General features: G+C 61.6%; 20 protein-coding genes and 1 tRNA gene. 2 read left to right on the top strand and 19 right to left on the bottom strand.

The window, feature by feature from the left end; all coding sequences use genetic code 11:
• Window positions 1–10: 10 nt before the first annotated feature.
• The 7 genes from RCF49_RS11905 to RCF49_RS11935 are packed head-to-tail and all read right to left on the bottom strand — an operon-like array spanning window position 11 to window position 7,193.
• Entirely contained in the window at window positions 11–706 is a 696-nt protein-coding gene (locus tag RCF49_RS11905) for an ABC transporter ATP-binding protein (RefSeq protein ID WP_342640100.1), read from the bottom strand.
• On the bottom strand, window positions 687–2,432 hold the full coding sequence (locus RCF49_RS11910; protein ID WP_342640101.1) for a branched-chain amino acid ABC transporter ATP-binding protein/permease: 1,746 nt from the start codon (window positions 2,430–2,432) through the stop codon (window positions 687–689). Before RCF49_RS11910 ends, RCF49_RS11905 begins: the two co-directional genes overlap by 20 nt.
• Window positions 2,422–3,288, bottom strand: a complete 867-nt coding sequence (locus RCF49_RS11915) for a branched-chain amino acid ABC transporter permease (protein ID WP_342640102.1) — start codon at window positions 3,286–3,288, stop codon at window positions 2,422–2,424. Before RCF49_RS11915 ends, RCF49_RS11910 begins: the two co-directional genes overlap by 11 nt.
• A 15-nt stretch (window positions 3,289–3,303) precedes the next feature.
• Window positions 3,304–4,440: an ABC transporter substrate-binding protein gene (locus RCF49_RS11920; RefSeq protein ID WP_342640103.1), complete on the bottom strand. Its 1,137-nt coding sequence runs from the start codon at window positions 4,438–4,440 to the stop codon at window positions 3,304–3,306.
• Window positions 4,441–4,497: 57 nt separating this feature from the next.
• A complete protein-coding gene (locus RCF49_RS11925) occupies window positions 4,498–5,805 on the bottom strand; it encodes an NtaA/DmoA family FMN-dependent monooxygenase (protein WP_342640104.1) in 1,308 nt (435 codons plus the stop codon).
• A gap of 36 nt (window positions 5,806–5,841) precedes the next feature.
• Entirely contained in the window at window positions 5,842–6,366 is a 525-nt protein-coding gene (locus RCF49_RS11930; RefSeq protein WP_342640105.1) for a flavin reductase family protein, read from the bottom strand.
• 23 nt (window positions 6,367–6,389) lie between these two features.
• Window positions 6,390–7,193 carry an IclR family transcriptional regulator gene (locus tag RCF49_RS11935; RefSeq protein ID WP_342640106.1) on the bottom strand — a complete coding sequence of 268 codons (804 nt, stop codon included), beginning with the start codon at window positions 7,191–7,193 and terminating at the stop codon, window positions 6,390–6,392.
• Between the two features lie 142 nt (window positions 7,194–7,335).
• On the opposite strand from RCF49_RS11935, the gene RCF49_RS11940 reads away from it, so the two are divergent.
• Window positions 7,336–8,322, top strand: coding sequence for an amidohydrolase family protein (locus RCF49_RS11940; RefSeq protein WP_342640107.1), 987 nt, complete (start codon window positions 7,336–7,338; stop codon window positions 8,320–8,322).
• Window positions 8,323–8,394: 72 nt separating this feature from the next.
• Here the strand turns inward: RCF49_RS11940 and RCF49_RS11945 are convergent.
• Window positions 8,395–8,470, bottom strand: a tRNA-Ala gene (locus RCF49_RS11945).
• 104 nt (window positions 8,471–8,574) lie between these two features.
• Window positions 8,575–8,976: a TIGR02300 family protein gene (locus RCF49_RS11950; protein WP_342640108.1), complete on the bottom strand. Its 402-nt coding sequence runs from the start codon at window positions 8,974–8,976 to the stop codon at window positions 8,575–8,577.
• A gap of 144 nt (window positions 8,977–9,120) precedes the next feature.
• On the opposite strand from RCF49_RS11950, the gene aroA reads away from it, so the two are divergent.
• Window positions 9,121–10,464, top strand: a complete 1,344-nt coding sequence (gene aroA, locus RCF49_RS11955) for a 3-phosphoshikimate 1-carboxyvinyltransferase (RefSeq protein WP_342640109.1) — start codon at window positions 9,121–9,123, stop codon at window positions 10,462–10,464.
• A 30-nt stretch (window positions 10,465–10,494) separates the two neighbouring features.
• Here aroA and RCF49_RS11960 read toward each other — a convergent pair whose 3' ends face one another.
• The 10 genes from RCF49_RS11960 to RCF49_RS12005 form a co-directional block, all read right to left on the bottom strand.
• Complete coding sequence (locus tag RCF49_RS11960; protein WP_342640110.1) at window positions 10,495–11,682, bottom strand: ABC transporter permease; 1,188 nt, start codon at window positions 11,680–11,682, stop codon at window positions 10,495–10,497.
• On the bottom strand, window positions 11,679–12,704 hold the full coding sequence (locus tag RCF49_RS11965; protein ID WP_342640111.1) for an ABC transporter permease: 1,026 nt from the start codon (window positions 12,702–12,704) through the stop codon (window positions 11,679–11,681). The genes RCF49_RS11960 and RCF49_RS11965 overlap by 4 nt, the downstream gene beginning before the upstream one ends.
• A gap of 61 nt (window positions 12,705–12,765) precedes the next feature.
• Window positions 12,766–14,733 carry an ABC transporter substrate-binding protein gene (locus RCF49_RS11970; protein WP_342640112.1) on the bottom strand — a complete coding sequence of 656 codons (1,968 nt, stop codon included), beginning with the start codon at window positions 14,731–14,733 and terminating at the stop codon, window positions 12,766–12,768.
• Window positions 14,730–16,640: an ABC transporter ATP-binding protein gene (locus RCF49_RS11975; protein WP_342640113.1), complete on the bottom strand. Its 1,911-nt coding sequence runs from the start codon at window positions 16,638–16,640 to the stop codon at window positions 14,730–14,732. Before RCF49_RS11975 ends, RCF49_RS11970 begins: the two co-directional genes overlap by 4 nt.
• Complete coding sequence (locus RCF49_RS11980; RefSeq protein ID WP_342640114.1) at window positions 16,637–17,197, bottom strand: hypothetical protein; 561 nt, start codon at window positions 17,195–17,197, stop codon at window positions 16,637–16,639. Before RCF49_RS11980 ends, RCF49_RS11975 begins: the two co-directional genes overlap by 4 nt.
• Window positions 17,198–17,297: 100 nt before the next feature.
• On the bottom strand, window positions 17,298–17,843 hold the full coding sequence (locus RCF49_RS11985; protein WP_342640115.1) for an AAA family ATPase: 546 nt from the start codon (window positions 17,841–17,843) through the stop codon (window positions 17,298–17,300).
• Complete coding sequence (locus tag RCF49_RS11990) at window positions 17,833–18,585, bottom strand: polysaccharide deacetylase (RefSeq protein WP_342640116.1); 753 nt, start codon at window positions 18,583–18,585, stop codon at window positions 17,833–17,835. Before RCF49_RS11990 ends, RCF49_RS11985 begins: the two co-directional genes overlap by 11 nt.
• Window positions 18,582–19,754 carry a glycosyltransferase family protein gene (locus tag RCF49_RS11995; protein ID WP_342640117.1) on the bottom strand — a complete coding sequence of 391 codons (1,173 nt, stop codon included), beginning with the start codon at window positions 19,752–19,754 and terminating at the stop codon, window positions 18,582–18,584. Before RCF49_RS11995 ends, RCF49_RS11990 begins: the two co-directional genes overlap by 4 nt.
• Window positions 19,751–20,830, bottom strand: a complete 1,080-nt coding sequence (locus RCF49_RS12000) for a glycosyltransferase family 4 protein (RefSeq protein WP_342640118.1) — start codon at window positions 20,828–20,830, stop codon at window positions 19,751–19,753. The genes RCF49_RS11995 and RCF49_RS12000 overlap by 4 nt, the downstream gene beginning before the upstream one ends.
• Window positions 20,831–22,078, bottom strand: a complete 1,248-nt coding sequence (locus tag RCF49_RS12005) for a glycosyltransferase family 4 protein (protein WP_342640119.1) — start codon at window positions 22,076–22,078, stop codon at window positions 20,831–20,833.
• Window position 22,079: the final 1 nt, after the last annotated feature.

The raw sequence follows: 22,079 nt of genomic DNA on the forward strand, positions 1-22,079 counted from the left end.
TTCCCCGTGTTTAGATCGACCGACCTAGATAGAGCGCCTCAACTTCCGGCCGATTGCGCAGCTCGCCGGGTGTGCCAGCAAGTCGGGTCTCGCCGCGGACCAGCACCATGCAGCGATCGCTCACCGCCATGGCCAGTGAGGCATTTTGCTCAGCCAGCACGATACTGACGCCCTCCCTGGCAAGAATGCCCACGACCTCCCGCACCTGCCCGATGGCGATAGGCGATAGTCCCATCGAGACCTCGTCCAGCAACAGCACCTTCGGCGCGGATGCCATCGCCCGGGCGATGCTCACCATCTGCCGCTGCCCACCGGAAAGCTGGCTGGCAAGGGCGTCGGCTTTGCCCGCGAGGATGGGAAACCATCCGGTCAGCCGATCCCAGGTCCTCTTGAAATCGCCCCTGCATGCAACAGCGATGTTCTCTTTCACGCTCAGCGTGCCGAAGACGCCGCGGCCAGTCGGCACATAGCCGATACCTGCCGCTGAGCGTGCCGAACTGTTCCGGCGCTCGAGCGCGACGCCGTCGAGCACGATGCTGCCGGTCTGCGGCGCCAGTCCCATGATGCCCGCGAGCAAGCTCGTCTTGCCGGCGCCGTTCGGACCGATCACCGAAACGACCTCTCCAGGGGCAACCTCGAGCGAGACGCCGCACACCGCCGAAATGTGCCCGTACCGGACCCAAATGTCAGACAGCTTCAGCAGCATTCCACTCGCTTCCCAGATAGGAGGCCACCACATGCGGGTCGTGCAGCACGGTTTCGGCCTTACCCTCGGTGAGCATTTTTCCTTCCGCCATCACCATGATCCGGTCACTGATGCTGGCAACGAACTCGACATCGTGCTCGATCACCAGCACCGCTACGTTCCATTGGCGCGCCACAGCTTTCACCAAGGCGCCTACGGCACTGCGTTCCTCCGCCGTCAGGCCGGCGGTCGCTTCATCGAGGAACAGCACCGTGGGTTTGGCCGCCAGAGCGATAGCGAGTGCGGCCAGGCGCCGATGCATGTAGCTGAGCTCTCCGATGCGGAGATCCGCAACCTCTCTCAGGCCGCAGGCTGCCACGAGCTGCCGCCGCTCATCGTGATTAAGTCCCTCAGGGCTCGCCAGATAACGGCCTCGACTGCTGGCAAGATCGAGCATCTGATTGACTGACAAGCTTTCGACAACGGCATTGTCCTGAAAAGTGCGCGCAAGGCCCTGCCGGGCCCGTGCATAGGCGGGCTTTCCGCTGAACGGGCTCTTGTCACTTATGATGGTCCCGCCGGCCGCCTTGACACGGCCCGCAATGGCATTGACCAGCGACGACTTGCCCGCACCATTGGCGCCGATCAGCCCGAGAATTTCACCGGCCCGCAGTCGCAGAGAGACATGGTCCACTGCCCTCACCCCGGCATAAGCCACTGAAATGTCACTTGCCTCGAGGACGTTCTCGCCAGCTGGGATATTGCTCCTGATCTTGGGCAGCGCCGCCGGATCGAGCGCGGCCACGTCTGCGGCCACGGCTTTGCAGCGGAAGACCCGAGCTAGCAAGGCGGCGATGCCACCGGGGAAAAGGATGGCGAACACCGCCATCAGGCTGCCGCTGATGACCTGGTTCAGGATCGGGCTGAACGACATGCTCATCGGCAATGTCACCGCCACGATCGCCCCGAGCAGGGCACCGAACAAAGAGCGCCCGCCGCCGATGACCACGGCGGCCAGGGGCGTGACGATATAATAGAGATGGAATACGTCCGGTCCGACGAACCGGGCATTCTGCGCATAGACGGCCCCGATGAAACCGGCCATCACGCCCGAAATGGTGGTGGCCACCATGGTTGCCATCGGGACATTGAGCCCGATCGCGGCAGCGAGATTGGCATCGCTGCGGACGGTCTCGAGCATGCTGCCGAAGCGCGAGCGCCATAGCGCATAGAAAGCCACCAGCACGATGAGCAGGCTACCGCCGACGATGAGGGTCTGTGTGACCCGTCGCGGCCCGAAATCGATGAAGTCGAAACTGACGATGCCAATGAGGCCTTCCGAGTGGCCCAACGCGTCCGTTGACGATACGATGACAGCGATCACGCTCGCCAGCGCATAGGTGACCACAGCGAAATAGGCACCGCCCAGCCTGGCAGTGGCGGAGGACACGACAAGGCCCGTCGCCCCGCCGACAACGCAGGCCGCCACCAGCGCGGCAAAGGGCGAGACGCCCTGGAGCACGAGATATCCATAGGTATAGGCGCCAGCGCCGAACAGCGCCGAATGACCGAGGCTGAGTTCGCCGAGCAGCGTGAACACAACCTGGAACGATAGCCCAAGGGCCGCGATGATGCATGTCGCCTGCAACAGCGTGGCGAGCGATGTCGGCAGCCACAGAGCCGCTATCCAGAGCAGGCCGGCCAGCACCGCTAGGATAATCGCAAAGGGCAGAGGTTTAATGTCCACTGAAAATCCCCCTTGGGAAGATGATCAGCGTGCCAATGAGCAGCAGATAGATGGCGGCTGTCGAATAGGCCGAACTGATAAACCCGCCGACCAGCGCCTCGAAGACGCCGATGGCAAACCCCATGATCACGGCGCCCCAGATCCGGCCCACACCGGCAATCGCCGCGATGGTGAAGGCCTTGAGCAGGATCTCATCACCCATGAACACCGACACCACCCCAGTCGGGGCGTAAATTGTGGCAGCGACTGCTGCGAGCGCGATGCCGATCGTCGCCGCCACTGCCTGCAGGGAAGTGGTGCGCAATCCTGTCGCCGCGGCAAGCTCAGGTGATTCCGCCACGGCCCGGATGCGCTGCCCGAGGAGGGAGCGCTGCATGAACAGGTTCAAGCCAAACGCGATCACCGGTGCCGCGATCAGAGTGGCAACTGCCTGCTGCGTGAAGCTGGCAACCCCCAGATGATAGGTTCTGTTGAGCAGCGGACTATCGATATAGGAAACATCCGCTCCAAACAGCCACTGCGCGAGCGAGGTCAGAACCACCCCGGCCCCCAGCGAGGCAATCATCACCGATGGCTCGGAAATGCGCATGGCCGGAAGCAACACGATGCGGCTGAACACCAGCGCGACGAGGGTGATCACGACCACCGCGGCAATGCAGGCCAGTGCATAGCCAAGCCCGAGCTGGTTCATTGCCACCAGGATCGCAAAGGCCGCTAGCATGTAGAAGGTGCCGAACGCGAAGTTCATCACGCGGGCAAGCCCGAGCGTATAGCTCAGGCCGACCGCCACCACTGCATAGCCGGCCCCGGCCACGAGGCCGGTTACGACCTGCCCGAAGAACAGGCTCGTGTTCATGCCCCAGGACTCGATCTACTTCAACGGAACGGTGGTGTCGCCTTTGGCGACGATGAGCGTATAGGTCACCTTCGCTTGGCCACGCTCATCGAACTGCACCTTGCCCTGCGGCAGCTCCCATTCCGTTTCCATGACGGTTTTGCGCAGCGTCTCCGGGTCGACCGAGTCGCTCTTCTCGATCGCTTGTGCGAGCAGCAGCACCTGCGAAAAGGTGATGGCGATCTGCTTGTCGAGAGGCAGGTCTTTGCACAGGGCGTGTTTGTCCTTGTATTTCTCAAATGCGGCCTTGAGGACGTCATTCGCCGGATTAGCGATCGCGTCGGTCCACAGGTCAGCCGACACAACGCCTTCCGCAGCACCCCCCGCCGCTTTGGCAACGCCCGGGAAGAGCAGGCCCGATCCCATCACCAGCGGCTTTTGAACACCAGCCTGTTTGTACTGACGCAGGAAGGCGACAGTCTGAGTTTGACCGAACGTGCCAAGGATGACCGCGTCGAAATCACTGGCCGCCAGACTGGTGATCACCGACTGGAAGTTAGTGGTATCGGCAGGCACGATGAACGGATCGACAATCTTGCTCTCGGCAGGCAGTGCCATGCTGATCGACTTGAGCACGCCATCCGCATAGGCACCTTGCAGGGCCACGAAGGCGATCTTCTTCGCGCCAAGCGTTTTGGCCACATAGTCGGCGATCACGGCGCCGTCCTGAGCGGCGTTGCTGTTCAATCGTATGACGAGGGCATCGGAATCGAAGACCTGGTCCGCCTTTGTCGTGCCGCCCGTATAGAATGCGCCGGCATCCTTCAAAATCGGCAGCTGCGCCAGCACGGTCGAGGTGGATGTTCCGCCCACGAACAAAGTGATGTCGTCGCCCGTCAGCTTGGATGCCGCTTGGGCGGCAACCGCGGGCTTGCTCTGGTCATCCTCTATGACTAGCTCCAGGTCGTATTTCGACATCACGCCGTGTTCGTTGATGTAGTCGGCGGCGATCTGAAGGCCGCAGCCATTGGGGATGCCTGCCGTGGCAACCGGCCCGGTCAGCGATTCAACGGCACCGACCCGCAGCGCATCTTTGGCCCCCGCAGCCGCTGGCGCGCACAATGCGAAGACGGCAGCCAGGCCGATCCCTGCTTTAAGCTTCCTGCGAAACACGTGATATCCTCCCGTTAGATATGAAAGCCATGCACCGGTTGTTATCAGGCCGTATTGTCAGCTGGCCATGAGGTTCTCGCGGAAGGTGCGTCCGCTGTACTCGGTTCTGAAGAGCCCGCGTTTCTGGAGCAGCGGAACGACCGTATCCACGAAATCCGTCACGCATGCTGGCGCAGCGGTCGGACTGATATTGAAGCCATAGCAGCCTGTCTTGTGCCATAGCATCTCCAGGTGATCGGCAACCTGTTCAGGCGTGCCGGTGATCTGCGGAATGCCAACCGAGAGCGCCCAGCGCGATGCCACTTCACGTAACGTGGCGGGCTTGCCATCCTCCAAGGCCGACATGGCCGCGACGAGGCCTCGCGAAGCTTGCGTCTTGATGTCCTCGATCGGCCGGTCCGGATCGAACACGCTGAGGTCCTCGCCGAATATCCCAGACAAGCGGGCGAGGATGGCTTCCACCGGGATACGCTCCAGCATCTGCTGGGCCTTGCGCCTGGCTTCCTCCTCGGTGCCGCCGATGATGGGCTGGACGCCGAACAACACTTTCGGCTGCGGGCATCCCTCGCGTTCAGCCGTTTGGGTGATTTGCTCCATGAAACGCTGCATCGCTGGCTGATGCGGCTGAATGGAGAAGACCACCTCCGCATGCTTTACCGCAAACTGCATGCCGCGGCCGGACGATCCCGCCTGAAAGAGCACGGGACGCCCTTGCGCCGAAGGGAAGGTGGGCGGCGCGGCGTGGCATCGCAGATATTTTCCGTTGTGAATGACGGTGGTGATCTTGCTGGGGTCCGCGAAGCGCCCCGTCTCCTTGTCGATCAGGATAGCTTCGGACGGCACCGCCTGCCACAGCTTGTAGCAGACCTCCATATACTCATCGGCATAGTCATACCGTTCGTCATGCGGCATGTGCGCGAGCCCGTTCGCCCGATATTCAGCCGGGCTGACGCCGGTCACGATGTTCCAGCCCACGCGCCCGCCGCTCAGATTGTCTAGCGTCGAGAGCCGTCGCACGGCGAGGTAGGGCGGAGTCGCGGATGTCGAGAGGGTAACGCCGAAGCCGAGATGTTCAGTAGTATCCGCCATGACCGCCACCAGCGGCATCGGATCCTGACTTGGCCACGATACGCCATACTCGATGCAGGTATTCGCATTGCCTGCATAGACGTCGTGTACCACGGAGACATCTGCGAAGAACACGCCGTCAAAACAGCCCCGTTCGAGGGTGCGCGCCATGTCCTTCCAGTATGCAAAGGAGGTCAGACCGCCCACCTGGCCGTCATTCGCATCCATCCACGCATTCAGCGTATGGGTGCTCGCATTGAACATGAACATCTGCATCAGGTGCATTTTGGCGGACACGGCGTCCTCCGAAGCTGGAGTGCTATTGCGCATTCGTCATGCCTTGGGCGTGCGCCCGAACATGTGAAATTGGCGGCGATGGTAGAGGAGGACCTCGCTATGGGCCTCTGCTGGTAGGCCCGCGCTGAGGACTTGGCCTATGAGAATGTCATGATCCCCGACGGTCATTCGCTGGTGGGTCGAGCACACGAGATAGGCGCCGGCAGCACTCAGGATAGGCATCTCATGCAGGCCGGGCCTGAAGTCGCCGCTTGCGAACTTATCCGCGCCTCGCGACGCGAAGCGCTGAGCAACCTCCTGATGCTCTCGCGTGAGGATGCTGATGGCGAAATGCGGTGCGTTCCGGAAGGCCGGGTAGCATTGTGCGCTGTGAGCGAGGCAAACCAGCACCAAAGGTGGTTCGAGCGATACGGCCGAGAACGATGTCGCCGTGAAGCCCCACCGCTCGCCCGCGCTGTCAATGGTGGTGGCGATGACGACACTGGCCGCAATCTGCGCAAGACACGCCTTGAACATGGCGGCATCGGGCGGCTGGTCAGGGGATGGGGAGGTATGTCGCATGTTTTGCCCCCGGCAATTGTAAATCACGCAGCCTCTTCCGGCGCTGGTGCTTGGTAGCCCAGCTTGGCGGAAACGGTCGCGGCGGCGGTGATGACGAGCGGGATACAGGCGCGTGCCCGCTCGATCCCGAAGCGGTATTTCGGTCCATAGGCCCCCAGCGCGGCGACGACGTTGCCGGCGGAATCGCGGATCGGCGCGGCGATGGCGATGATCTCCTCGTCATGGGTGCCATCGGCGAGCGCATAGCCATTTTGACGGACCCGCTCGAGCTCTCGCGCCAGCGCCTCATGCGATACGATGGAACGGGCGGTCAATGCGGGGAGAGGCAATTCACGTAGCCGCTCGAGTTCGGACTGAGGCTGATGAGCGAGCAATACGAGACCGAGCGCAGTGGTGGCGGCCGGTGCGCGCCCGCCCACCGGGACGACCACCTGAACCAAATGTCGGCAATGGATCCGATGGTCGAAGATCACTTCGCCCGGTGAATGGTAATGGGCGACGTGGCTGTTTTCATCGGACTGCTCGGTCAACAGCACCAGCGTGTCATGCGCCAGCGAGCTGATATTGAACCGCTCGCCAGCACGCTGACCGATCTCCCAGAGGCGCCTTCCCACAGCATAAGCAGCCGTGCCCTTCTGTCGCATCACGTAATTTCGCGCCTCCAGATTGGCGAGGATGGCGTGCACCCCTGCCTTGCTCAACCCGAGGCGCACTGCGATCTCGCTCACGCCCAATGCGCCCGGCGACATCGCGATGAGCTCCAAGATGTCGATGGAGTGATTGAGCGATTGCAGGAAGCGCTTTGGACGGCCTTCGACCATAGTCATTCGCTGCTCGCGAACGTTATTTACGTTGCGCGAACTGTAAGGGCGTGGCTATCCTTCTGTCAATCTCGCCCGCGACAGGAATCGAGGTGACGCTCCCCCCAAACGAGGCGGGGCGGCGGGAAATGCAGCAGGAGCAAACAGTATGGCGGTTGAAATCGAGCCAGTTTTAGAGCCGGAACGGGAGATTATCGATCCTCATCACCATCTCTGGGACCGGCCGGACCACCGATACCTCGCTGACGAGCTGGCCAGGGACCTCAATAGCGGACACCGAATCGCCGCGACGGTCTTCGTGCAATGCCGCTCATCCTATTTTGCTCATGCGCCCGCAGCGCTTCAGCCCGTCGGTGAAACCCGATTCGTAGCGGAACAGCACGAGCGAGCCGCCGCACTGACGGCTGCCGATGTCTGCGCGGGGATCATCGGCTATGCGGATCTCCGATTGGGGGTGGAGATTGAACCTGTGCTCGACGCGCATCTCAGCGAAGGAAAAGGCCGCTTCCGGGGCATTCGCCAGATCCTCGCCTGGGATGCTTCTCCTGAGGTGGTTTTGCCGGGTTATGAAGTTGGTCCTGACATTATGGAGGATGCGAGCTTTCGCGCGGGCTTCGCCTCCCTGTCCCGTAAAAGCCTCGTCTTCGATGCGCTCGTTTTTCACCCGCAACTGCCGGATCTAGCGAAACTTGCCGCCGCCTTTCCGGACGTGTCGATCATCCTCAACCATGCAGGTCTCCCACTTTCGGTCGGGCCCTATTCTGGCCGGAGTGCAGACGTCACTGCGGCATGGCAGCAAGGAATGAGCATCTTGGCAGAATGCCCCAATGTCTTCGTCAAGCTCGGCGGCTTTGCCATGCCGCTGGTCGGGTTGGCGGCGACAAAGCCCGAAGAGGCTGAGGCGCAGCCCCGTTCCGCAGCGCTTGCGGATATTTGGGCGCCCTATTTTCACCAGTGCATTGATCTGTTTGGCCCGGCACGGTGCATGTTCGAAAGCAATTTCCCCGTGGAGCGTCTTGGGGGTGATTATCGCGCCATCTGGAATGCATTCAAGCGGATTGCGCGACCTTACAGCGAGGCGGAGAAGCAGTGGCTCTTTGCCGAAACAGCGCGCAAGGCTTATCGGCTCGCCTGAGCACAGGTGCCGGCTCGCAGGCGCGGATACTAAGCTCGAAAGGAGCTATAATCTCGCTCTTCTAAGGTTGGATGGTGGAGCCGAGGGGAATCGAACCCCTGACCTCTTGAATGCCATTCAAGCGCTCTCCCAACTGAGCTACGGCCCCTGAACGCCTCCGGCCAGATCAGGCGGCTTGGGAACCACCCTGCCGAAGCAGCGCCGACTTCTTAGGCCGGCGTTGTTCCGAGATCAAGCATAAGTTCGCAGTTTTCAGGTCTCTTCGTCATCGTCATTGACGCCGATGATTCCGGTGACGTCCGGCCCTTCCTCATCATCATCTTCGAGGAAGGTGTCATCGTCCTTGACCACGTCATCATCCGCGATCTCGACATCCTCGATCGCAGGGACCTCGTCATCGTCCTTGTCCTCGCCCTCGATCTCATCGAGCGAGACCAGTTCGACATCGTCGAACTCATCCTCATCGGGGACGGCTACAGTCTTGGCGACCGGCGCAACGACCGCAGCATGCTGTTCCATCTTAGAGGGCAACAGTGCTTCAGCCACGAAGGTATAGCCACACTTCGGACAGACGATGGGGTCCTTCTCGAGATCATAAAAGCGCGAAGAACAGTTTGGGCAGCTGCGCTTGGTTCCAAGTTCCGGTTTGACCACCGATTTGACCCTTGCGTAATTCTGGATTGCTCAATCCCCATGCCATGCGCCTCCGCGGCTGTCAAAAGCAAATGGCAAAGATGACGGGGAGCTCCCTATATGGTACCACCCGGCCGGTTCGCAAGCATTTTGGACAGATCAGGCATGTCAGACGACGCCAAGTCGCCCCTTACCTCTCGCCACTCGACCGGACTTACCGGCCGCATCCGGGTACCGGGTGATAAGTCGATCTCCCATCGCGCCCTCATGCTCGGTGCGCTGACTGTGGGCGAGACGGTGATCGAGGGGCTGCTCGAGGCCGAGGACGTGCTGGCAACCGCCGCCGCCATGCAGGCGCTTGGCGCGCAAGTTGCTCGTGACGAGACCGGCCAATGGCGCGTTCATGGCGTCGGTGTGGGCGGCTTCTCCCAGCCATCGTCACCGCTCGACTTTGGCAATTCCGGCACCGGCGTCCGGCTCTGCATGGGGCTGATTGCCACAACCCCGATCGAGGCGGTTCTAACCGGGGATGCCTCCTTGCGCAAACGTCCCATGGGCCGTGTGGTGCTGCCGCTGGAGCAGATGGGCGCGCGCTTCACCTCGTCCGAAGGCGGCCGTCTGCCAGCCACGGTGACCGGCGCCCAGCGCGGCATTCCCATCACCTACACCCTGCCGGTTGCTTCAGCCCAGGTGAAATCGGCCATCCTTCTCGCCGCGCTGAACACGCCGGGTGAGACGACCGTCATCGAGGCGGTGCCGACCCGCGACCATACCGAGCGTATGCTTCAAGCCTTTGGGGCCGATATCGCCACCCAGCCCGAAGGCAATGGCCGGCGCATCACGGTGCGTGGCTATAAAGAGCTGACCCCGCAGCCGATCACTGTTCCCGCGGACCCAAGCTCAGCGGCTTTTCCGCTGGTTGCCGCGCTCATCACTGAAGGATCGCATATCGTCCTTGAGAATGTGATGCTCAATCCCACCCGTACCGGCCTCGTACAAACCCTGGTCGAGATGGGCGGTGATGTCCAGATCCATAATGAGCGCTCGGCCGGAGGCGAGCCGGTCGGCGATATCGAGGTCAGATCGAGCCGTCTCAAGGGCGTGAGCGTGCCTCCCGAGCGCGCCGCCTCGATGATCGATGAATATCCGATCCTCGCCATCGCCGCTGCCTGCGCGGAAGGCCGCACGGAGATGAAGGGGCTCGACGAGCTGAAGGTCAAGGAGAGCGACCGCCTTGCGGCAATTGTGGCGGGTTTGGCCGCCAATGGCGTACCGCACGAGGTGGGCGACAACTGGCTTGTGGTCGAGGGCTCGGGTCCGGGCGATAGGCCCCGGGGCGGCGGCTTGGTCGAGACCCATATGGATCACCGGATCGCGATGGCCTTTCTGACCTTGGGCCTTGCAGCACGAGAGCCGGTGGTGGTGGATGATGGTCGTATGATCGCCACCAGCTTCCCGTCTTTCATGTCCCTCATGCGCGGGCTCGGCGCGACAATTGCGGAGGCCTGAGACCTGAGGAGCCTGCGGGCTCTTCGCTCCTCAGTGATAGGGGTCGGCCGCATCCCGCAGGCCATCGCCAAGGAAGTTGAACGCCAGGATCACCAGGATCACGGGCACCATGGGCGTGATGATCCATGGATAGAACTCGATCGCAGCGAGATTCTGCGCCTCGTTCAGCAGCACGCCCCAGCTTGTAATGGGCGGGCGCAGGCCAAGGCCGAGGAAGGACAGCGCCGTCTCGCCGAGGATCATGGCCGGCACGGAGAGCGTGGCGCTGGCGATCAAATGGCTCATGAAATTCGGCACCAGATGCCGGCCGATCACCCGCGACGGCTTCGCACCCATCAGCACCGCGGCCGTGGTGAAGTCCTCCTCCCGTAATGCCAGGAATTTCGATCGCACGGAGCGGGCAAGCCCCGGCCAATCGAGCAGCCCCAGAATGATCGTGATGCCGAAATAGATCACGATAGGCGACCAGGTCACCGGCAGGGCGGCGGAAAGGGCAAGCCAGAGCGGCAGTTCCGGCAAAGAGCGTAGGATCTCGATCACCCTCTGGATCGATGCATCGATCCAGCCGCCGAAATAGCCGGCCATGCCGCCCAAAGTGATGCCGAGAATGAAGGAGATCGTAATGCCGATCAGCCCGACGGTCAGCGAAATGCGTGTGCCATAAATGATCCGGCTGAGCATGTCCCGTCCCAACCGGTCGGTGCCCAGCGGAAAGAACACCCCGCCTTCTGCCGGGCAGACCAGGTGAAGGCTGCCGGGCACCATATCGAACAGCTCGTAAGGATCCCCGTGGCAGAAGAAGCGCAGCGGATAGACCTTCTCGTGGTTGACGCTATAGTCCCAACGGAAGGTTTCGAGATTGGCTTGCGAATCATAGCCATAGACGAAGGGCCCGATGAACTCTCCGTCATGGAAGAAGTGAATGGTTTGCGGCGGTGCGTAGAGATAGTTTGCATGCCGGGTCGTGCTGTTATAGGGCGCCAGGAACTCGGTGAAAGGAATGCTGAGATACATGAGCAGCAGGAAGATGCCGGATGCCACGGCAACTTTGTGCCGCTTCAGCTTCCACCACATCATCCGCCAGCCTGATGCGAGATAGATGCGCTCCTGCGCCGGGCTGAGCGTCTCGGCCTCGTAAGGGTTGAACGGCTCCCGCGAGACGTAATGCGGCAGGCTCGAGCGTGGCTGCGAGCCGGGATGACCTAACTGCTGGCTCATCTCCGCGCCTCGCCGTCGAAGCGGATGCGCGGATCAAGCACGGCCAGCAGCAGATCGGAAACCAGCATCCCCACCAGCGTGAGCACCGTCACGAACAGCAGGATGAAACCGGCGAGATATTGATCCTGGCTGGTGAGGCTGTCGAGCAGCACCGGCCCGATCGTCGGCAGGTTGAGCACCACCGACACGATCACCGAGCCTGACACCAGGCTCGGCAGCAGATTGCCGATATCCGAGATGAAGGGGTTAAGAGCCATGCGCAGCGGATATTTCCAGAGCAGCCGTCGCTCCGTGAGCCCCTTGGCGCGCGCCGTCGTGACATATTGCTTATGCAGCTCGTCCAGCAGGTTCGCCCGCAGCCGCCGGATCATGGCGGCAGTGCCGGTGGTGCCGATCACGATCACCGGCACGATCAGGTGAGCCAGAATCGAGCCGACTTTTCCCCAGCTCCAGGGCTGGCCAATATAGGTTGGATCCATGAGGCCGCCGACGGAAATCCCGAACCAGACATTCGCGAAATAGAGCATGGCCAGGCCGAGAAGGAAATTGGGCGTGGCAAGCCCGAGATAGCCGAGAAAGGTGAAGCCATAATCCCCGATGGAATATTGTCGCGTTGCCGAGTAGATGCCGATCGGGAACGACACGATATAGATGAAGAGGACGACGGCAGCATTGAGAATGATGGTCAAAAGCAAACCATCGCCGACAACGTCCCGGACCGGCTTTTGATGCTCGAATGACCAGCCCCAATTCCCCTGGAGCAGGCCGTTGAACCCATGCGAGCCCGGCAGGAAGCCCACCCAGCGACCATATTGGACATACCAGGGCTGATCGAACCCATATTCCTTGCGCAGGAATTCGAGCTTCTCCAGTCCCGCAGCCTCGCCGCGCGACCTGAGCTCCGCGATCTGGTTGGAGAGATAGTCCCCCGGCGGAAGCTGGATGATCACGAACATCAACAGGCTGATCACGATCAGCGTCGGAATCATCACCAGCAGACGCTGCACGATGTAGCGAAGCATCAGACTTCAGCGCTCCCACGCTGTCTTTTCTGGAGACCAATCAGCTGCGGCGGAGAGTACCTCATTGGGCGAACCAGAATTGATCCGGCCGGTATATGCCGAATTGCGCGCCCGGATCCCAGCCATAGAATGCTTCTTTGGGGATATTTCGCAGCCGGTTGGAAACGACCACGGGCTGCGGAACGCTGCCGACGATGCCGATGACGAATTGCTGCTCGGCGTTGATTTGAAGCATCCGGTGCCAGATCTCCGCCCGCTGCTCGCTATCCGTTGCCGCGAACCACCGCTTGTAGAGGTCGATCAGTTCGCGCGCCTCCGGCACATCGGGCGCTTCGCCGGATTTGCCCTTCGTTTCGAAATATTCGCCCCATTTCGGCCAGGCGAGATTGTCTTGATGCGTTGGCGCGAGCTCGTCCGGCATCATGTCCGGCGTCGGAACGCCATTGTCCCAGCCCGACCAGGTGGTCATCATCACCTGGCCCGTATAGGCACGCTCTCTCAGGGATTCTCGCATGGACGGCTTGATCAGCAGACGGATACCGATCTTTGCCCAGTCCTCCGCGATGAGCTGCAGGATATCCACCTCCTGTGGATCCTCGCCCGCCGTCTCCACCACGATCTCCGCGCGCCGTCCGTCGGGCAGCAGCCGGTAATCGCTCGAGTCCCGCTTGGTAAGGCCGATCTCATCCAAGAGCTGGTTCGCCTCTTCCGGTGAATACTGGGTCCAAAGCTTGGCAACCGCCTCGTCATAGAGCGGGCTGCGGTCGAGGACGAAATTGCTCGAGGGTTTCGCGAGCCCGAGATAAAGCGTGCGGCTGATCAGATAGCGATCGATGCTGATCGAGAGCGCCCGGCGAAACGAGGGGTTGCGGAACAGCTTGCGCCACTCCGGATCTCTATAATTGAGGTCGGGATAAAGCGCGAGCTGTGCGCCTTTGCTGCTCGGCCAGAGCTCCACGTGATAGTCCGAGCGCTTCTCGTTGCGCTTGAGCACCGCAAGATCGGAGAAGTTGAGGCCTCGCGCCTGCAGATCGCTCTCACCGGCCGCGGTCTTGGCCGGGATCAGCCGGGCCGATGCCACATCCATGATGACCTCATCGGCATAGGGCAGCTGCTGACCCTTGGTGTCGATGCGGTGGAAAAACGGATTGCGGCGCATGATGAAGCGCGTGCTCGGCCCCAGCGTTATGTTCCGCCACGGCTCGAGCGTCGGCAATTCGATATTGTCGAAATCATACATCGTTTCGCGCCGGTTATGCAGCGCCGCCCAGTCGGTGACCCGATCGGCGGCGACCATGCGCGCAATCTGCTCGGGATCTCCGTATTTCTCGTGGAACTGCTTCATGTAGTGGGCCGGCATGTAGATGTATGTCGGCCGGGCCCGCGCCAGTTCTTGCAGGAAGGTCGGATTAGGGTTTGACCAGGAATAGCGGACGGTGACCTCATCGATCACCTCGAATTTGGGAGCCTCGCCCTTGACCAGCAGGCTTGCCGGCGGTCCGCCCGGCGACAAGACGGGGTTCGTGGCCACGTCTTCCCAGTAGTAGCGGAAATCTTCTGAGGTGAAGGGATAGCCGTCCGACCATTTATGACCACGCCTCAAGGTGAGCGTGAAGACGCGGTTATCGTTCTCCACCTTCACATCCTTGAGAATGTCGGGTTTGAGCTGAAGATCTGGCGTGTAGCCCACCAGCCGCGCATAGCCCCAGGCCACGATATACCGGATTGACTTCGGCCGGTCGATCAGGGTCCGAATGGCCCCTCCGTGCCGTCCGATTTCAAACCCCTGTGCGGGAAGGTCGACAACCAGCGGCTCTTCCGGCACACGCCGATCGACCGGCGGCAGACGCCCGGTCTCGACATCCCGCACAAGGCTCGGCGTCTCGACCAGTGGCGGCAGCCCTTGTGCATGGCTCTCGCCCGCAGCCCATGAAATCAACAACAAGCCGAGCAGCAGGTACCGTGCTACCCGCCAGCCCGTCGCAGGCTCGAATGAGACCTGGACCGATTTCAGGCGGCTTACCCTCATACCAAAGCCTCGTGCCTCACTCCGGGCTGTATGCCGGAAACCGCTTCCCCGTGCAGAACGAAATGCCCGGGCTCGATCTCCACTCGTCTCAGCTGGGTGTCAGCCAGGATACGGTAGGGTTCCGGCCATGCCGCGGGATTTGAGCCCGCACCGTTGCTCAGCATCGCGAGATCCATGGGATGGTCGAGATCAGGCTCCGGTACCGCAGCCAGCAGCGCGCGAGTATAGGGATGGCGCGCACGTTCCCGGAACCGCTCACGTGGGGCCTCCTCTACGATCATGCCGCGGCACATGACCAGTATACGCTCCGCGATATAGTCGACCACCGCGAGATTGTGGCTAATAAAAAGATAGGAAAGACCCAGCTTGTCTTGAAGATCTTTGAGCAGGTTCAAGATCTGCGCCTGAACAGACACATCGAGCGCCGAGACCGGCTCATCGCAAATCAAAAGATCCGGCTTCAGGGCCAATGCGCGAGCAATCCCGATGCGCTGGCGCTGCCCTCCCGAGAAGGAGTGCGGATACCGCCCGAGAAAGCGCGGATCGAGGCCCACGAGCTGCATCAATTCCTTGGCGATCTCACGCCGCTGGCGGGATGTGCCGATGTCGTGGATGACCAGCGGCTCGGTGATGAGGTCCAGCACGGTCATGCGCGGATTGAGCGATGAGAACGGGTCCTGAAAGACCACCTGAACCGCGCGGCGATAGGCGTTGAGATCAGAGCCTTCAAGCTCCGGCACGTCGCGCATATGGCCGCCGAGCCTGAACTTCACCTGCCCCGCGTCAGGGCTCGCCGCCCGCACGATGATCTTGGCAGTCGTGGTCTTGCCACAGCCGGATTCACCCACGAGCCCCACCGATTCGCCGGAATGGATGGTGAAGCTCACATCCCGCAGCGCCAGCATTTCCTGCGTACCCCGCGGCTTGAACATGCTGCCCTTTCGCAGTGTGAAAGCCTTGCGCAAGCCATTAACCTGCAGCAGGGGCGCTCCCGTCTGCATGGCCTCGCGGCATTCCGCGAAATAGCCGCCGGCCACCGGCTCCACCTCGCGAATGGCCCTTAGCCGTTCGCCCGGTTCCATATCGAAGCGAGGCACCGCATTCAGCAGCGCCTTGAGATAGGGGTGCTGAGGATCACGGAAGATCGCCTCGGTGGTTCCGGCTTCGACGATACGGCCGCGGTAGAGCACCACCACTTCGTCCGCCAGATTGGCGACGATGCCGAGATCATGAGTGATCATCAGCACCGCCATATGGAACTCTTGCTGAAGATCTTTGATCAGCTTGAGGATCTGCGCCTGCACCGTCACATCGAGCGCAGTGGTCGGCTCGTCCGCGATCAGCAGCGCCGGCTGGCAGACCAGCGCCATGGCGATCATCGCCCGCTGACGCATGCCGCCTGATAGCTCGAAGGGATAGGTGTCGACCCCACGCTCGGGATCAACAAAGCCGACCAGCTTCAGCATGCGCGCGGTGGCGGCGCGTGCCTCCTGGCGGGATGATCCCATATGCAGTCTGTGCGCCTCGCCGATCTGATCACCGATCGTATGCAGGGGCGAGAGCGATGCCATGGGCTCCTGAAAGATGATCGAGATCCGGCCGCCGCGAATATTGCGCATCTGGTCCGAATCTGCCCCGAGCCGTACGAGATCGACCTCCGCCTTGCCAGTGCCGGCGAGCTTGGGATCGCGGAGGATCATGGACCCGCCGGTGATCTTGGCAACCCGCGGCAGGATTCGCAGAATGGCCTGGCTGATCACCGTCTTTCCGGATCCGGATTCGCCAACCAGCGCGACGGTTTTCCCATGCGGAACCTCGAAAGAGACCCCGTCGACCGCTCTCACCCTGCCGGCCATGGTTTGAAAGTCGATAACCAGATTGTTGATCGAGAGCAGTGCCGGGCTCATGCGGTCGTCCCACCGGGGAGGGTGATACCCAATGCCCGTGCATTCATCATCGTCGCGGCATTCAGTCCCACGCGGTTGCGCAAGGCCGCATTGAGCGCATGTTGCACCGCCGGCATGAAGGCTGGATGCTCGTGATCAAGGGTGATCCGCTTGCGCCCTGAGCGCAGAACCAGGCTCATCCACCCATTTTCCCTGTCGCGTCTCGTTGAGAAATATCGGAGGGAAACCCCATCGGTCTCGCGCCAGGCGATCTGCTTGCGCAAGGGTTCCGAAATCCTGATCTCCTCCTCGCTGATAGTGATGACGCTCATATGACGGCTGACCGCACGGACAGCATAACAGGCAAAAACTGCGCCTATGCCGCAGAGAACAGCGAGGCCGATCACGCCAGGCCTCGTGATCACCGCCAGAAACACAACCGTCGCCAGCCCGGCAGCCGCACGCGCGATCATGGCCAGGAATAGCGAGATCGGTTGCCGAAAGACTTGCTCACGTACCGGTGTTACAGAGGAGCGCTCAGCCGCGCTCGAGCTGCTCTCTACCTCTAATGCCGGCATCTTGCTCCGACTTCTTTCCGGGCTGGCGGAATGCTGGCCCTCCGTCATCTTCCTCATACCCGGCGCGCCGGATCAAGATGCATTTCATGAAGCCCCCTTGTCAGGGTTGCTTGAGGTGGGATTTCAGGAAAGAAAGCCTTTCCTGAACTGGCGCCAGTGGAAGCTCGACCAAGCTATATCCGCACGCGCTATAGACGGCCACCATCGCCTCGAAAGTGCGGCAGGCCTCCTCGAATGACTGCTTGCGCTCGCGATCTTGCGTGAAGATCTCCGCCCAAGGCGGTGCGATGAATACTGTCGGATTGTACCGAAAATGCCGAGCGGCCTCGTGAAAATGCGATGGGATTGGCCGGTTGAGCAGGCGGAGATAGCCAATGGCGTCCGGCACACCCCGGTCGAAGATGACGGGACCCGCCATGCTCTGCGCCATCCGATAGGAGCGCATTTCCCAGATCAGCATCGCTTCTGCGAACAGTTCAGGATCTTTCCATGGCAGAGCCGGACCATCGATCATCATCTGGTCTTGGATGATAGCCCGCCCTGCTTCGATGGAACGTGCATAGCCCTGCGCTTGAAGCGCATCGATGAGGCTTGTCTTGCCCGAGCCGGGGCCGCCGGTAACGACGATGAACCGGTCAGCCGCCATTGAAAAGGTCCCGTCCGGAATGCCAGGTGACCCGGCCCTGCATTGCCTCAATCAAACCCTCGAGAAAATTCCAGGCGCGCTCATCATGCACTGCGTGATGGGTGAGAAGGCCGACTGGGGCTTCCCGATCTGTCAGTCGCCGCGACCGCAACTCAACCGCAAGCGCTGCGCCGAGATCCCCCGGCGACCGGCCACATCGCTCTCGCCAGTCTATCAGGTCTATATGCGTATTGATTTCAACGAGGTCCGCATTCTCGAACCTGGCTTTGCCGAACGTGGAGATGGCACGATAGCCCTGCCCGCGTAAAAGCGAGATCAGATCCGAGCGCACCCGGTTCCAGGGCGGCACCAGGACCGGCAGCATTCGGTCGGGGAAGGCATCGCCGAGCATGTCGAGCGCCCTTGCCGTATCCCTCGCCACAGCCGCAAGCGGCCGGGCCTCACCAAGCTCCGCCTTCTTCGTATCCGGCCCTTCGTGATTCTCATGGGCGAGCCCATGGACGAGCAGGTCAACCATCTCTGGCGGGTGATCGAAAATCGCGCCGCAGAGCGATGGTTCCATCTTCCCCGGCACGACCGCCAGACACAGGGGAACGCTCTGTTCGGCACAGAGCGCCATCAAATGCCGCAATTCTGGTCTGTCCCGAACGGCATCATCATCCCGGATCCACAGGCGTGGCACCCATCCCGAGCGATCCCAGTGCTCGAGCTCGCGCAAGAGCTGTGTGAACACGTCGCTCAAGTGACCGGCTCCACCAGCATCTGTTTGATGATGGCCGCCGAACGCCTCGCACCATCGAGGCTCGGCCGAGGCGTCGACAGCACATTGAGCATCAAGGCATCATCGATTGCGCGCGCAAGCCGTAATGGGGTCAGTTCGCCGGGATCTACTGCGAAAGCCAGTCCCTTCTCCTCCAGGATCTTCGCCCGCAGCGGCTGCTCGATTTCACCGCCCGCAGGCCCTCGGTAGGGCACGAGAACAGCCGGCACGCGCGCCTGCAGGATATCGACGCAAGTGTTGTAGCCGGCCTGGGAGATCGACAGCCGCGCGCGTTTGAGGAGCTCTGGGAAATCTGGACGAGCTGGTTCCACGATCACACCGGGATCATTTGCCCCCTTGATGGCAGCCAGTTCTCCGGCCGGCATATTGTGCCCGATCAGGAAACGCCATGTCAGCCCTGCCGCCGCAGAGAGCGAACGCGCAGCAGCAGCGGCCACCAACAGCTCACGCCCTACTGCACCGCCCCCAGCCGACACGATGACCTCATTCAACCCGTCCTTGCCGCCGGACTGGCGCGAACGGCCAGCCCTCATGTAGCCGGTATATCTGATACGATCGGCAAACTCGGCAACGAGCGGCAATGAGCGTTCGACAGGCACGAGATTGGGATCGCCATGCACGAGGATCGCATCATAATCGGCGATGAGCCGGCGCACCGAGGCGATCTTTTGCGCGTTCGAGGGAGGCTGTAAAATGTCCCGAACCGAGCAAACGATCTTCGGCCGCAAGTCCCGCCCTTCAGCGGTTGCGAGTACGAGCAGCCCGTCTAGCTCGTCCGCAAAGCGGCGCCGCCCAAAGGGGTAAAGCTCCGTGATGATCATCGCGGGTCTGAGCACGCGATAGAGGTTGAGCAGCGCTTCTGCGCGACGGCGGAAGAGATCCTCCCCCGCCTCGCGTCCCGCTTCGTCGATCAGATTGGTATAGCCGTTATCGCCGCTGCGGATTGCGGGCAGCTGCTTCAGCACCACACCTTTCGGTACGGGCGCCGGAACTGGCACGCCGCCCGAGGCAACCACCGGACGAAGGCCTGCCTGGGCCAGCGCCCCGGCCAGAACCATGGCCCGTTGATAGTGACCGATGCCGAGCACATGGGTCACCCAGATCAGGATCGGGCGCTCTTCGGCCTTCACGTCAATGCTCCCGCGACGATCTCGACCGCATGCTGCAACGTGCGGCTGCCCCGCACGAACTCTTCGGCCGCAGCTCCCATCTGCTCGCGTCTTTCCCGGTTGACGATCAGCTCGGTGATCATTCTCGCATAGTCATCTGCATCGCATGGCGCACCCAGCATGCCCGTAACCCCGTCAACCACCACGGCGGGCACCCCGCGAATGCGCTGGGCCACAACCGGCAGCCCCATGGCCTGCGCTTCCAGATAGGCCAGCCCATAGGCCTCCCCGCATCCGGGCCAGGCATAAAGGTCCGCATTTGAGTAAACCTCTGCCATCTGCTCAACGGGCAACTCGCCTGTGAATGTAACGCGATCGCCGAGAAACCCAAGCATCGTCTCGACCACTTTGCGCTCCGGCCCGTCACCCACGATCACCAGCGAGAAAGGCAGTTCCTTGATCAAAAACAGGGCTTTTGCGAGCATACGGTAACTGGCGAGCTTATCGCCTGCCCGCATCATTGCCACTGAGAGAAGCCGCGGGACGGCATTGGCCATGCGGGGTACTGCTGGCCGCGGCAAATGCGTGGTGTCGATGAAGGGCGGGAGATCAACGAGCGATCCGCAACGCGCCACCGGCGCGATGCCCTCGCGATCGCCCGCCGTGAAGCAGAGGTTCACCTTGGCCAGTTCGAGGCCCCTCCGAACTTGCGCCTGAGCCTCGGCGAATGGTCCTTGCTCCCGCTTGCGGGCATAAGAGGCTTCGCTGGTCACATAGGGAATGCCGAGGGCCCCGGCGATCCTCACCCCCAACCAGTCGGGCGCCTTGTAATAGGGATGATAGGTGAACCACAGGTCGGGTCGGCCATTACGCTCGAACTGAGCGAGCAGCTCTTCGGCAATGCGTTCACCCTCTTGCCGCACGCGCCGTTGGGCGTCGGCCTCGCCTGTCGGCTCGAAGCTCGAGAAGCGGCTCGCCAGAGAAACCTCATGACCCGCAGCCTTGAGCACGCTCATCAGCTGCCGTGCCATCTGCCGGTCGCCCGAGGGCACGGAATGCTCCGGATGCTTAAGCGGAGCATAGAATGCGATGCGCATCTAGGGCGTGCCGATGCCGAACCGTGCCGCCAAACTGCGAATGCATGTATCCCTTGAGAATGATGTCACCAGCCTGTCCCTTGCCGCCATTCCTAAGGAGAAGCGCAACTCCGGATCCTTGGCAAGCCGCGCAATCGCGGCCGCCAGGGCATCGGCATTGCCGGGCGGCACGAGCACGCCGGTTTTGCTATCGGTCACGAATTCGGGGATGGCCGAGATATTGGTCGACACGCAGCAGAGCGCTTGTGATGCCGCCTCCATCAGCACGTTCGGCAGACCGTCCCGATCACCTGACCCATCGATCTGGCTGGCCAGCACAAACAGATCCCCCCAGCCCAGCAGATCGATCACATCGTTTTGCGGCCGCGCACCCCGCCATTCGATCTTATCCGAAAGGCCCAGATCGTCTGCCTGCCGCTTGAGCGCTGCCGATAACTCACCGCCCCCGATATGGACGAAACGCCAGTGCAACCCGCTCGGCAGACGGCCCAGCGCCTCCAGCAGCACGCGATATCCCTTCTTAGGGACGGCACGGCCGACCGACACGATTCTTACGGGATTGGCGGGGTCATCGCCGCATCGCCCGCCCTCGCGCGAGGGGGGTATTGGAAAGCGGCCAAGATCGAGCCCGTGATAGCACAGAAACAGCTTCTCGGCATCGCCCTCTGGCGCCAGCGATTTGAGATGCGCGATATTATAGGCTGTACATGTGCTGCCCCAGGCCGCATCGGCGATCTTTTCCGCCTTTTCCCAGGGTTGAATTGTCCAGATATCCTTGGCATGAGCGGAAAAGCTCCAAGGCAGCCGCCGCATGATCGCTGCATAACGTGCAACCGAAGACGGTGTATGCAGAAAGTGGCTGTAGATATGCGAGATTTCCTCAGGCATTTCGCTTGCGAGCACCACCGCCTGACCAAACCGCCGGCCGCGGTTGAAATCGCGCTCTCGCCACCAATCCTTCAGAAACACCTTCAGGGCTGAGAAGAAACCCGGCAGGACCATCGACCGTATGAGTCCCCACATCACCCGAAGGGGATCATCCACGAGATATTCGGGCAGATAGTTCACCTCTGCCGTGATCTCGTCATGGATCGGGTGACGCGCATCGTCGGTCGGGTGGCGCAGTGACCAAAGCTGCAGGCGCAAGCCGAGCTGCTCGAGCGCATGCAGCTCCTGGGCAATGAAGGTTTCGGACAGGCGCGGATAACCCTTGAGCACCACTGCGATGGTGCCGTCAATCTCCGTCATG

Origin of the sequence: Rhodoligotrophos sp. CJ14, from assembly GCF_038811545.1 — a bacterium.
Lineage (GTDB): Bacteria > Pseudomonadota > Alphaproteobacteria > Rhizobiales > Im1 > Rhodoligotrophos > Rhodoligotrophos ferricapiens.

Bases quoted from the DNA above. Each gene is read 5' to 3' on its own strand.
- RCF49_RS11940 (WP_342640107.1), top strand. From the start codon at position 7,336: ATGGCGGTTGAAATCGAGCCAGTTTTAGAGCCGGAACGGGAGATTATC.
- RCF49_RS11905 (WP_342640100.1), bottom strand. From the start codon at position 706: ATGCTGCTGAAGCTGTCTGACATTTGGGTCCGGTACGGGCACATTTCG.
- RCF49_RS12005 (WP_342640119.1), bottom strand. From the start codon at position 22,078: ATGACGGAGATTGACGGCACCATCGCAGTGGTGCTCAAGGGTTATCCG.
- RCF49_RS11960 (WP_342640110.1), bottom strand. From the start codon at position 11,682: ATGAGCCAGCAGTTAGGTCATCCCGGCTCGCAGCCACGCTCGAGCCTG.
- RCF49_RS11930 (WP_342640105.1), bottom strand. From the start codon at position 6,366: ATGCGACATACCTCCCCATCCCCTGACCAGCCGCCCGATGCCGCCATG.
- RCF49_RS11980 (WP_342640114.1), bottom strand. From the start codon at position 17,197: ATGCCGGCATTAGAGGTAGAGAGCAGCTCGAGCGCGGCTGAGCGCTCC.
- RCF49_RS11985 (WP_342640115.1), bottom strand. From the start codon at position 17,843: ATGGCGGCTGACCGGTTCATCGTCGTTACCGGCGGCCCCGGCTCGGGC.
- RCF49_RS11935 (WP_342640106.1), bottom strand. From the start codon at position 7,193: ATGACTATGGTCGAAGGCCGTCCAAAGCGCTTCCTGCAATCGCTCAAT.
- RCF49_RS11915 (WP_342640102.1), bottom strand. From the start codon at position 3,288: ATGAACACGAGCCTGTTCTTCGGGCAGGTCGTAACCGGCCTCGTGGCC.
- RCF49_RS11970 (WP_342640112.1), bottom strand. From the start codon at position 14,733: ATGAGGGTAAGCCGCCTGAAATCGGTCCAGGTCTCATTCGAGCCTGCG.
- aroA (WP_342640109.1), top strand. From the start codon at position 9,121: ATGTCAGACGACGCCAAGTCGCCCCTTACCTCTCGCCACTCGACCGGA.
- RCF49_RS11975 (WP_342640113.1), bottom strand. From the start codon at position 16,640: ATGAGCCCGGCACTGCTCTCGATCAACAATCTGGTTATCGACTTTCAA.
- RCF49_RS12000 (WP_342640118.1), bottom strand. From the start codon at position 20,830: ATGCGCATCGCATTCTATGCTCCGCTTAAGCATCCGGAGCATTCCGTG.
- RCF49_RS11965 (WP_342640111.1), bottom strand. From the start codon at position 12,704: ATGCTTCGCTACATCGTGCAGCGTCTGCTGGTGATGATTCCGACGCTG.